Origin of the sequence: Dorea sp. D27, from assembly GCF_001185345.1 — a bacterium.
Classification (GTDB): domain Bacteria; phylum Bacillota; class Clostridia; order Lachnospirales; family Lachnospiraceae; genus Extibacter.
In genome coordinates this window covers 106660-117775 of the sequence record NZ_KQ236747.1, presented here as the reverse complement: position 1 = coordinate 117775, position 11116 = coordinate 106660, and the positions used below count along the sequence as shown (strand labels likewise).

General features: G+C 49.9%; 9 protein-coding genes. 1 reads left to right on the top strand and 8 read right to left on the bottom strand.

What is annotated here, in order from left to right:
- Positions 1-400: 400 nt before the first annotated feature.
- The 3 genes from HMPREF0980_RS16345 to HMPREF0980_RS16335 form a co-directional block, all read right to left on the bottom strand.
- Positions 401-2149: a S8 family peptidase gene (locus HMPREF0980_RS16345; RefSeq protein ID WP_049730134.1), complete on the bottom strand. Its 1749-nt coding sequence runs from the start codon at positions 2147-2149 to the stop codon at positions 401-403.
- A 25-nt stretch (positions 2150-2174) separates the two neighbouring features.
- Complete coding sequence (rbr, locus tag HMPREF0980_RS16340) at positions 2175-2786, bottom strand: rubrerythrin (RefSeq protein WP_049730133.1); 612 nt, start codon at positions 2784-2786, stop codon at positions 2175-2177.
- A 62-nt stretch (positions 2787-2848) separates the two neighbouring features.
- Complete coding sequence (locus HMPREF0980_RS16335) at positions 2849-3865, bottom strand: glycosyltransferase family 2 protein (RefSeq protein ID WP_049730132.1); 1017 nt, start codon at positions 3863-3865, stop codon at positions 2849-2851.
- Between the two features lie 147 nt (positions 3866-4012).
- Between HMPREF0980_RS16335 and HMPREF0980_RS16330 the strand changes: the two genes are divergently transcribed.
- On the top strand, positions 4013-5236 hold the full coding sequence (locus HMPREF0980_RS16330) for a 6-phosphofructokinase (RefSeq protein ID WP_049730131.1): 1224 nt from the start codon (positions 4013-4015) through the stop codon (positions 5234-5236).
- 595 nt (positions 5237-5831) lie between these two features.
- Here HMPREF0980_RS16330 and HMPREF0980_RS16320 read toward each other — a convergent pair.
- From HMPREF0980_RS16320 to HMPREF0980_RS16300, 5 genes are all read right to left on the bottom strand, one after another.
- Positions 5832-7067, bottom strand: coding sequence for an NAD(P)/FAD-dependent oxidoreductase (locus HMPREF0980_RS16320; RefSeq protein WP_049730129.1), 1236 nt, complete (start codon positions 7065-7067; stop codon positions 5832-5834).
- Complete coding sequence (locus tag HMPREF0980_RS16315) at positions 7064-7516, bottom strand: 4Fe-4S dicluster domain-containing protein (protein WP_049730128.1); 453 nt, start codon at positions 7514-7516, stop codon at positions 7064-7066. Before HMPREF0980_RS16315 ends, HMPREF0980_RS16320 begins: the two co-directional genes overlap by 4 nt.
- Positions 7517-7531: 15 nt before the next feature.
- Complete coding sequence (cooS, locus tag HMPREF0980_RS16310) at positions 7532-9415, bottom strand: anaerobic carbon-monoxide dehydrogenase catalytic subunit (RefSeq protein ID WP_049730127.1); 1884 nt, start codon at positions 9413-9415, stop codon at positions 7532-7534.
- A 90-nt stretch (positions 9416-9505) separates the two neighbouring features.
- Positions 9506-9895 carry an RrF2 family transcriptional regulator gene (locus HMPREF0980_RS16305; protein WP_049730126.1) on the bottom strand — a complete coding sequence of 130 codons (390 nt, stop codon included), beginning with the start codon at positions 9893-9895 and terminating at the stop codon, positions 9506-9508.
- 145 nt (positions 9896-10040) lie between these two features.
- A partial coding sequence (locus tag HMPREF0980_RS16300) for an NAD(P)-dependent malic enzyme (protein WP_084002903.1) occupies positions 10041-11116 on the bottom strand: 1076 nt, incomplete at its 5' end.

The following is an 11116-nucleotide window of genomic DNA, read 5'->3' as shown; positions in this document are numbered from 1 at the left end:
TCCGGCTCTTCCTGCAGCAACGGCGTGCACGCCTCGCTGCAAACGTTTAACTGCGATAATATACACCGTTCTAATTTGTATGTGTTGTATACACTAAGCTTGCTATCATTTTCCATCTAGCTGACACAGCCAGCGGTCATCCGCTGGCCAGTAACGTCACACGGCCGCTCACGCCCTTGTTAGTAAAGTAGATAGCGGACGGGGAGCCGGGTGGGAGAGGCGCAGGTGTAAGCGGGAGAGGCGGAGAATCCTTTCCGTAGCCCTTATCCTGCGGGATGCAAGCCGCTATCGGCGCGCATTCCGGAGGGTTAGGGATACGTGAAATAGTCGGAGCCTCGTACGCATCGAAGCATCTGCCACCCGGCTCCCCGCCCGCCGCCTAATTTACTTAAACTCACATTTATACAGGCAGGCTATCCCGTACACATAGTGCCCCGTACCCCACCTGGGGATTGGGGTATTCTGTAAATCCGGGCAGCGGCCTTGCTCCCCTTCTCAGATATGCCTTCACCTTCTCTCCGTAAAGGTATGGGTCATTTCCTCTTACAATGCCCCATTCCATCAAAAGCGCGGTACTTCCCGCTACGAATGGCGTTGCAAAAGACGTTCCCGTAAATGGTGCATATCCCCCTCCCACTGTCACGGTGGTCACATTTACCCCGGGCGCCACAATGTCAGGCTTTATGAATCTTCGTTCTCCTGTATAACCGCGTCCTGAAAAACCGGCATATGTAAAGTCCAGGGCGTTATATGCGCCTACGGATATGGCTCTGCTTGCGGTGGACGGGATGGTGAGTGTGGTGGTGTCTGTAGGAAAGGTAAATCCGGTCCCCCGGTTCAACACATTTTCGCTTGGCAGCCACATCTCATATAGGCCCGATACTACTTTTGAAGGGGAAAGTACAATTCTCCATATACCGCTGGATATGTAGCTCTCTTTAGGAAGCATATCGATAAATATCTCCTGAGATATACTGAACGGGCTCGGTTCCCCGTAATATAGAAGAACTTCTGTCTGCCCGGCCGTAAACCTCTGGGGGCCAAGAATCTCCTGAATCGGCCCCACCCGTATGCCCGACGGCGATATGAGCGATATGTCTACCACATCCGTATATGCCTTCCAGATCTGTATGCTCAACGCCGGCTGGTTATTCTGTACCGCCAGCTCGACTATCGTTTCCTGCCCTTCAGCCAGTATGCCTGAAGTATGGCCTGCACTCGCAGCCTCATTTCCGGTGCCGATACTGATGCAGCTCTTCCACAGATTTGATATATCATCGATAAACCGCTCGAGCAGCGATGTGCCGTCGTGGGCGCCGTATGTATTTCCAAAGCTGATATTGACAGCCACCGGCATTTGGAACTCCAATGCTTTTTTGATGACATAGTCTATCCCCTGCATGAGCTCCGTCGTCCGTGGGAACCCATCCTTTCTCGGACTTGCCAGCTTGACAACGAGCAATTCACTCTGTGTTGCGACTCCTCTGTATTGTCTTCCTCTGCTGCCCCGTCCGTTACCTGCGGCGATTCCGGCTACGGCTGTCCCGTGCCCGGAAGAATCCCGGCTCGGCACGGCAGCCCTCATTCCCGCTTCGGAACCGGCGCTCAGTGCCTCATTTATCTGTGCCGCACTGTATTCCACGCCGATGGCATATCCTTCCGGGGGCAGTCCATTTTCACCCGGTACCACAGACTGATCCCACAAAGCCCTGATTCTCGTCGTTCCGTCCTCATTCCTGAAGTCCGCATTCGCATAATCGATACCGGAATCAATGACTGCTACGAGTGTACCTTGTCCGTACAGGGAAAAACGGGTTCCCTGTACAGCGTCTATACAGGATACCCGTCTTCCATTGGCAACTTGAAAGAATAACCGTTTAGGTTTTTCTATATACTCTACTTGTACAAGACTGGAGAGAGCTTCGATAAGAGACTCCCGTATCGTTATCACAGCATACTCATTCTGCAGCTCTACCACCTGGTCCGCAAGTTCTCTTACCGCCCCCAGGTCGCCGGAGTATTTGATAATCAGATCCCACTGCCTGTCTACCGGATTATATCCTACGTCCAGCTCCAGCGACTTTTCCCTCTCCTCTTCTGTAGCATCTAATGCAAGATTCAACAGATTATCTGCTTTCTGACTTGTCATACGCTACCTCTGCCTTCAAGAATTGTTATTTCATAAATTCACACTCCAGGTAAGGAGCCAGTTCAACAGGGATGAAATACCCTTTTTCATATCTGCAAGTAGGGCATACTTCCGGCACACGTTTTCCGCGATGGATATGTCCGCAGTTCAGGCACATCCATGCCCCCTCGCCTTCACGCTCATAGTAGGTGTTGTTCTCCAGCATTTCCGCAAGCTTTCCGAAGCGTTTCCCATGAATCGCCTCTACATCCGCAATCTGGTAAAATGCAGACGCCGCTTCGTGGAAACCTTCCTCTTTCGCAACGTCTCCGAATTCCTGGTACACATCCTCATACTCTTGCATCTCATTGTGCTGTGCTGACCGCAGAAGATCTGCCAGGCTGTCTGAGTGGTCTATCGGGAAGCCGCCGCAGATATCGATGGTCTCTCCTGACAGACTCTTAAGTAAGCTGTAATATCTCTCTGCATGTGCGCGTTCCTGGTCTGCCGTAAACAAAAATATCTCGCTGATAGAATACATCCCCTGTTCACGGGCTGTCTTCGCTGCAATCGTATAACGGTTGCGCGCCTGGCTCTCGCCTGCAAATGCCTTCATCAGATTCTCTTTCGTCTTGCTCTTTCCAAAATCAATAGCCATGTCACATACTCCTTTTTACTTTTATTACTAGTATGTACCATGGCTGGTAAATTATTCTTTTTTTAATTAAATCCTATAATTCTTCTGGCTACGCTGTAGACGAGGGATGATATCTTTCTGCCTGACTTGCCCGGGAGGTTGATTGTCTGCCCCAGGATTCCATACCTTATCTTCATATAAGTCTTTACATCCTTCTTTTTGAGATACTTCCACAGTTCCTTTTTCTTATCCAGATTTTCTTCTTTCTTAGAACGGATGAGAAGTATGGAAGAGACCGTCATCATAATCGCCAGATAGTTGATCATATACTGGCGGAGCTTCTTGCTCGTAACATTTTTCAGCTGGTACATTTCAATCATGGATTTCGTCACAAATATCTGCTGATCCACTCTTGCAATCATATTTTTCTCATTGACCGACTGGTCTTCCCGTCCAATAAAATAACGGTAGAAGTCAACGTCCAGATAATATATCTTCCTAACGTGCGGCAGCGGATAGTAAACGTATATATTGTCGACATAGAACGTATGCTTCGGCAGCCTCATCTGTGACAGCTGAAGCATGGCCGTGCGGTATATTACCGAATGCATCAGTATATACTGGTCAAGCCGGAAATGCCCGATATCATCCCACCGGAAGATCTCGTCTTTGGGCAGGACATTCCTGTAATGGACGCATCTTTTATGGGCAACGCCAACCTTCTCATAGACGTAATTCGAGACGAGCATGTCCACTTCCTGGTCGTCCTCCTCCAAATCTCTAAGCAGTTTCAGTATCTTATGAAGAGCTTCTTCGTCTATCCAGTCATCGCTGTCTACCACTTTAAAATATTTCCCCTGCGCATTGCTCAGGCCTGAATTCACCGCGTCCCCGTGGCCGCCGTTTTCTTTATCCACAACTGTTACGATAGTTGGATATTTTTCTGCATATGCATGAGCAATCTCTGATGTACGGTCTTTGGAGCCATCGTTCACGATGATAATCTCCACATCATCTCCGCCAGGAAGAATGCTCTCAACCGCGTGCTCCATATATGCTTCAGAATTATAGCATGGTATAGCAAATGAAATATATTTCATCTTGTCTGCTTCCTTTCTTAATTAACTGCTAATAGTATAATGCATTCTTCTTCTTTTTCCAACCTGATATTCTTAAAATATAATTCAACAGATTGTAAAATTCTTTATTTTCCGATATAGTAATTACAAAGAATTGGAGGAAATAATATGAAGAAAAACATCATCGTAGGACAATCAGGCGGGCCTACCGCCGTAATCAACGGAAGCCTGTATGGTGTCGTGGCAGAAGGAGTGAAGCAGACGGGCCATGTAGGGCAGGTTCTCGGCATGATCAATGGAATCGAAGGATTCCTCCAGGACCGGTATATGGACATCGGGGCATTGGATACGACGAATGAACTCGAACTGGTAAGGACGACACCGGGGGCATATCTTGGCTCATGCCGCTACAAGCTGCCAGAAGATCTGACAGATCCGGTGTACCCGGAGCTGTTCAGGAAATTTGAAGAAAAAGACATCGGATATTTCTTCTATATCGGAGGAAACGACTCTATGGACACGGTAAGCAAGCTCTCCCGTTATGCTGCAGATATCGGCAGCGATATCCGCTTTATAGGTGTGCCAAAGACCATCGATAATGATCTTGTCGAGACAGATCATACACCGGGATATGGCAGCGCCGCAAAGTATGTCGCGACTACAGTCCGTGAGATTGCAACAGATGCCACGGTATATGATAACAAGCAGTCTGTAACCATCGTGGAGATAATGGGACGTCATGCAGGATGGCTTACAGCCGCCAGCATATTGGCACGGAAGTTTGAAGGGGACAACCCTGTTCTCATTTATCTTCCGGAAGTCGCATTTGACCAGGATGCATTCATTGGCAAAGTTAAGGAAGCGCTAAAGACCACTCCGAACCTCGTCGTGTGCATCTCTGAAGGCATCAATGACGGCAAGGGTACTTTCATATGTGAATACGCGAGTGATGTCGGCACTGACTCGTTCGGCCATAAGATGTTGACCGGATCAGGAAAATATCTTGAGAATCTTGTAAAGGAAAGGATTGGGGTGAAAGTGCGTTCCGTTGAACTCAACGTATGCCAGCGCTGCTCCTGTGCCCATCTTTCAAGAGTAGATCTGGATGAAGCCGTGAATGCCGGCATCTACGCCGTACAGGTCGCACTCGGTGGCGAGACCGGCAAGATGATAACATTCATCCGTAACAAAAGCGTGCCATATGAACTCTCCTATGGAACGGCAGACGTCAATATCATCTGCAACAAAGAAAAGCCCGTTCCTGACGAATGGATAATCAGCGAAGGTTCTGATATCAGCGGCAGGTTTATCGATTACGCAAGACCTCTCACGCAAGGATACGTAGAGCTCCCGACAAAGAACGGAATACCGTTGTTCGCTTACCGGAAATGAAGCAAATGTGGGGAAAAGTAAATTAGGCGGCGTGCGGGAAGCCGGGTGGCATCTGCTTCGATGCGTCCGAGGCTTCGACTATTTCACGTATCCCTAACCCTGCGGTATGCGCGCCGATAGCGGCTTACATCCCGCAGGATAAGGGCTACGGAAAGGATTCTCCGCCTCTTACGCTTACACCTGCGCATCTCCCACCCGGCTCCCCGCCCGCTATCTACTTTACTAACAAGGGCGAGAGTGGCTGTGTAACGTTACTGGACAGCGGATGAAAGCTGGCCGCGTCAGCTAGATGGAAAATGATAGCAAGCTTAGTGTATACAGCACAGACAAATTCTTTCCGGCCGCCAGCAGCGTCACACAGCCACCCACCCCCCGCCGTGCCGGTAAAGTAGATAGCCGCTGGGGAGGCAGGGGACAGATGCACAGGTATAAGTGGGAGGGACGGAGAATCCTCACCAGATTCCTTAGCTTGTGGGATGAGAGCCGCCATCGGCGAACATTCCACGGGCTTAGGAATCTGTGTGATAGTCGCAGTTCCCGGACGCATCGAAGCAGATGTCCTCTGCCTCCCCAACGGCGTCCTAGTTTACGAAACTTACATTTTCCCTGTACCCGTCCACTGGTATCTGCCTGTCTCATCTATGTGATAGAAATCTGCATAGCTGATACTGAAGATGTCTTTTTGTATGCTGCTTATATCTGTCTTGTTTTTTATGAGGTACTGCCATGTGCCCGAATTAGAGATGTCCCCCTGTAGCAGTATGCCTTCTATCTTTCCTTCACGCAAGATGGCTCTTTTATATTGGCTGCGGTCTTCTTTTATCAGAATCTGATCGCCTTCTTCTTCCCTTATTCTTCCGACGCACAGTGTCACGAGGCCGAAGAAGTTGATGGTATTTTTGGCGGCATATGTATCTGTGTACATCTCCGTGATACCGCATATATTCTTGCCCGCCACCCGGCCCTGGTCTGTAGCGTTGGGCCATATCCCGGATAGTCCGGTGATGTCACCTGCTGCGTATATATGGGGCACGTTTGTCTGCATGTGCGTATCTACCGTCACCCCCCGTTCACAGGCAATACCGCTGCCTTCCAGGTAAGCTGACGAGGGCCTGACCCCTGCCGCCACGATTACAAGGTCGCACGGAATCTCTTCACCGTTATCGAGTGTAACCTTGTGAATCTTACCGTCAGACCCGCACACCGCTTCGCTGGCTTTCCTTCCTAAGATAAAGCGTACTCCGGCATCTTCAAAAAGCTTCTGGTAGGCTCCTGCCGCGTGGGCGTCAAGCTGGACGGGCAGTATCTGGGGTGCCATCTCGACTATCGTTATCTTCTTGCCCCTTTCGAGCAGGCCGTAGGCCGCATCCAGCCCGACGAGCCCTGAACCGATGACAAGCACCTGTTCCGCATGTCCGGCCTCTTTTACAATCGCCTGGGCATCACTGAGATTTCTGAGGCCGAATACATTGGATGCTCTTCTTAATTCACCAACCGGGGGAATAAAACTGTCCGCGCCATTTGCGAGAAGAAGCCTGTCATAGCTCACCTTTTCGCCTGTCTCCAGCACTATCACCTTCTCTTCAGGACGGACCGCACATACTTTAACGCCTTTCATCCAGTTGATGTCAAACTTATCCCAGAAGTTTTCTTCTGTAAAATCAAGCTGTTCTTCGTCACGCTCTCCTGCTATGTATTTGTGAAGCATACATCTGGAATGCACGTATGTGTCCGCAGAGATAACAGTTATCCCGGCAGAACCGTCTTCCTTCCTGATTGTTCTGGCAGCTTCCAGCCCTGCTGTCCCCGCACCGATAATCACGTATCTCATTCTTGCACCTCCTCTACGAATATGGCTTTCTTCGGGCAGGAGGACACACAGGACGGCTCTCCTCCGGCATTCACGCAGAAGTCACATTTGATCACCTTGCTCTTTGTCACCCTGTCGGGTTTAAGCACCCCAAACGGGCAGTTCATGACACACATGAAACAGGAACCGCACCTGTTCTCATCATAAAACACATGCCCGCTCTCAGGGTCTTTCTTAAGCGCTCCGCTCATGCATGACTTTACGCACTCCGGCTCGGTACAATGCCGGCAGAACAGCGGTCTGTAATTCCCCCCTTGATCCTTCAAGATAAAGTTTCTCGACTCGTTCTCAGGATCTGTCAGATCCAGGTCATATATCGTTCCTTCCGTTTTTCTGTGTGCCTGCATACAGGCTGCGGAGCAGTTCTTACAGCCGTCACATTTTTCATAATCAATCATGATTCGTTTCATAATCACCGCCCCCTTCTATATGTTTAAACCGTGTCGTTTTTCCATTACGATCTTCTCTAGAATATCCGCAGATTCTTTTGCATCTCCATTGATTATCACCTGTCCGCCGGTCAGCTGCTTCATGTCTTCTGTCAACACCTGTACCGCCGTCTTACTGCCGGTTACAAACGGTGGAAGGCCAAGATGGAGGGGCAGTCCGAGAGCCAGGCCATAGCATCCGTCCGCCAGCGCCTGTTCCTCAAGCCACTGTGCCGCGGACAGCACGAGAGGAAGCTGAGGCAGATCCACCCCAAGCTCTTCCGCGAGCTCAGTAGCCACTATCTCCAGGCGGCCGATGGCAAGGCAAGGTCCAAAATTCAATACCGGTGGTATCCCGAGCTTCTCACAGACGGCCCGGAGCTTCGGACCCGCAAGCTGTGCCGCTTCCGGCGTCATAAGGCCACAATTTTCGATACCCCCGGAGGAACAGCCTGCCGTCAAGACGATGATATCTTTCGCAATGAGCTCTTTCACCAGGTCTACCGTCAATACATCATGTCCCCCTGCTGTGAGGTTGGAACATCCCACAACGCCTGCGACACCTTTGATATCTCCAGTGACAATCAGATCTATAAGCGGCTTCCAGCTGCCTCCGAGGAATTGCTTGAGCGATACTTCACTGACTCCTGTCAGCGTGTTATCATAGCCGTGTTCTCTCATAAGATGCAGCGGGACGCTGCCCCTGCGTGCCACATATGCCTCTATTACTTCGCTGATAATTTCTTCCGTCACTGCCGGCCGGTTCTCAAAATCGAATTCCTTGAGTTCTGCATTTGCTTTCTTCGCCACATTATCGATACATATCTGTTTGATCCTCAGTTCGTCGCAGATTGGCTCAATACCCGGCAATGTACAGTTGAACTCAGATATGACAGCATCAATTCCTCCTGTAGCCAGAATTGCTTCGCTCGTATAATTATTCCCTGCGTGACCGTCAAAAATCTCTGTGTAATGCGCACCACGAAGCTGCAGATCCTGCCCCACGCACGTACAGCCGACTAGCTTAAAACCTTTTGCACCGGCCTTTTTTGCTTTTTCCACAATATCCGCGTCTGTCAGCCGGTCCTGCAGGAATGTAAACATAGAGTGCTGGTGCCCTGTTATCATGATATTGATATAATCTGGATCGATTACCCTTAAGCCTACAGGTGCAAAACGGATTTCCGGCTCTCCAAGCACAATGTCATTGAGCAGGTTCGTAAGCACCAGGCCATAGATTCCGGTTGAAATACCAAGTTTCAGACAGTCAAGCAGCATATTGACCGGATCCGAGTTCAGATTCGTCGAGCACTTAACCACGCCATGGAACACCTCAGATTTCGCGCCGCCCGGCAGTATGCCAAGTTCCTTCCATCTGGCATAGCGGGGCCCATACGCCATCTTTTCTGTAAGCTTCATCTTTTCATATTCCGGGAGATACAGATCCTTCAGCACCGCTTCCGCTACGGCTTCTGCCCTTTTGTATACGTCGGCCTCTTCTATACCAAATATGGATGCCAGCCGGTCCAGTGCGTCGACTCCCTTAATGTCCCCTTTTGTCTTTGCAACATTCTTTACATTGCGTGCAGTATTCTCTACGATATGTATGTAACAGCCCGAACCGGAAGCAACAGCTCTCAGAAAATTTCTCGCCACAATCGTATCTGCATCCGCACCGCAGATTCCCCTCGGGGCTTCCGGCGAAATACGGCACGGGCCATTGGCACACAGCCTGCAGCACACACCCTGCAGCCCAAATGCACACTTCGTACTCTGATTTTCTACACGGTGGTGGGAAGTCTCTAAAGGAAGTCCCGCGATATACCCTTCCAGCGGCTTATCCGCACTTTTACACGTGTTACACCCAAAACATTGATTCATAGTCTTACCTCCTTGATACTTGATTAATTTAGTCCACTTTGATTTTATAAAAATTCTCCCCCTTCTCGGAGGGATTATTTTTTACTATATTTAAAACAAATCTGAAAGCGTGCGGGCCTTTAATTCTCTCACGAGGGCCCTCTGTATCTCGGCCAGTTCCACATGCACCTTACACGTACTTCCACCTGTGTTCCTGCTGCAGGACTTTCTGAGACACGGCATAATTACCGGTTCCTCGTCTACAGCAGTTACTACGTCATATAACGTGAGCTCTGAGAGATTTCTTCCCATTCTGCATCCGCCTGACGCCCCCCGTTCTACTTCTGCTATTCCCGCTTTCTGGAGCTTGCGTACTATCTTATATGCAAATGCTTCCGGAATCTCTTCTTCCTGGCATATATCCTTCATCGTGTGCTTCTCCCCGTCCTTCATCGCACGGAGCATACGAATGGCGTAATCATTTTCTCTTGTCAAAAGCATATGTCCACCTCTTTGTTAAAATATTAGCATACTGGATATTTTTTGTCAACTTTTATCTTCCATTTACTGGAACACATGATGAGGCAAAAAATAATCGGGGATGGGGTTTGTTAATTTCTCCCGTCCCCGATATGTCCTCAATACACTATATCCTGGCTGTTCCACTTTTAATGGCGGCATCGGCTACCGCTTTTGCAACTGCATCTTTCACCCTTGCATCAAAGGCCGCCGGTATAATATAATCCGCATCCAGTTCTTCGTCACTAACAAGCCCAGCCAGCGCATATGCGGCCGCAACCTTCATCTCGTCATTGATGTCCGATGCCCTGACATCGAGCGCCCCCCTGAATATGCCCGGAAATGCCAGCACATTGTTGACCTGATTCGGAAAATCGCTGCGGCCTGTGGAGACTACCGCCGCGCCGCCAGCCTTCGCGTCCTCCGGGAATATCTCCGGGACCGGATTCGCACAGGCGAATACGATGGCATCCTCCGCCATCGTACTTACCATTTCTTTTGACAGCGTCCCAGGTGCAGAAACGCCGATGAATACGTCCGCACCTTTGATAACCTCATCCAGCGTCCCTTTCTCGCACTTCTCATTCGTAATCTCAGCCATCTCCTGTTTCATCGGGTTCATTCCCTCTCTGCCTTTGTAAATCGCGCCCATACGGTCTGTCATGATGACATTCTTTACACCGATGCTGATAAGGAGACGGATGATTGCGATACCCGCCGCACCCGCGCCGCTTGTCACAATCTTGACCTCTTCCAGCTTCTTGCCAACGAGCTTCAGCGCATTGATCAGCCCCGCAAGCGTGATGACAGCGGTGCCGTGCTGGTCATCATGGAATATCGGGATATCACAGCGTTCTTTCAGCTTCTTTTCAATCTCAAAACAGCGGGGAGCACTGATATCTTCCAGGTTGACACCGCCAAAACTGCCCGCCAGCAAAGCGACGGTATTGACAATCTCATCCACATCTTTGCTCCTGACACACAGCGGAATCGCATCCACATCCCCGAATGCCTTAAAAAGTACACATTTCCCTTCCATCACCGGCATGCCTGCCTCCGGCCCGATATCCCCAAGTCCAAGCACTGCCGTTCCGTCTGTCACGACCGCCACCGTGTTCCATCGGCGGGTAAGGTCATAGCTCTTGTCGATATCTTCCTTGATTTCAAGGCACGGCTGCGCCACGCCTGGTGTATAGGCCAGCG

Bases quoted from the DNA above. Each gene is read 5' to 3' on its own strand.
- HMPREF0980_RS16345 (WP_049730134.1), bottom strand. From the start codon at position 2,149: ATGACAAGTCAGAAAGCAGATAATCTGTTGAATCTTGCATTAGATGCT.
- rbr (WP_049730133.1), bottom strand. From the start codon at position 2,786: ATGGCTATTGATTTTGGAAAGAGCAAGACGAAAGAGAATCTGATGAAG.
- HMPREF0980_RS16335 (WP_049730132.1), bottom strand. From the start codon at position 3,865: ATGAAATATATTTCATTTGCTATACCATGCTATAATTCTGAAGCATAT.
- HMPREF0980_RS16330 (WP_049730131.1), top strand. From the start codon at position 4,013: ATGAAGAAAAACATCATCGTAGGACAATCAGGCGGGCCTACCGCCGTA.
- HMPREF0980_RS16320 (WP_049730129.1), bottom strand. From the start codon at position 7,067: ATGAGATACGTGATTATCGGTGCGGGGACAGCAGGGCTGGAAGCTGCC.
- HMPREF0980_RS16315 (WP_049730128.1), bottom strand. From the start codon at position 7,516: ATGAAACGAATCATGATTGATTATGAAAAATGTGACGGCTGTAAGAAC.
- cooS (WP_049730127.1), bottom strand. From the start codon at position 9,415: ATGAATCAATGTTTTGGGTGTAACACGTGTAAAAGTGCGGATAAGCCG.
- HMPREF0980_RS16305 (WP_049730126.1), bottom strand. From the start codon at position 9,895: ATGCTTTTGACAAGAGAAAATGATTACGCCATTCGTATGCTCCGTGCG.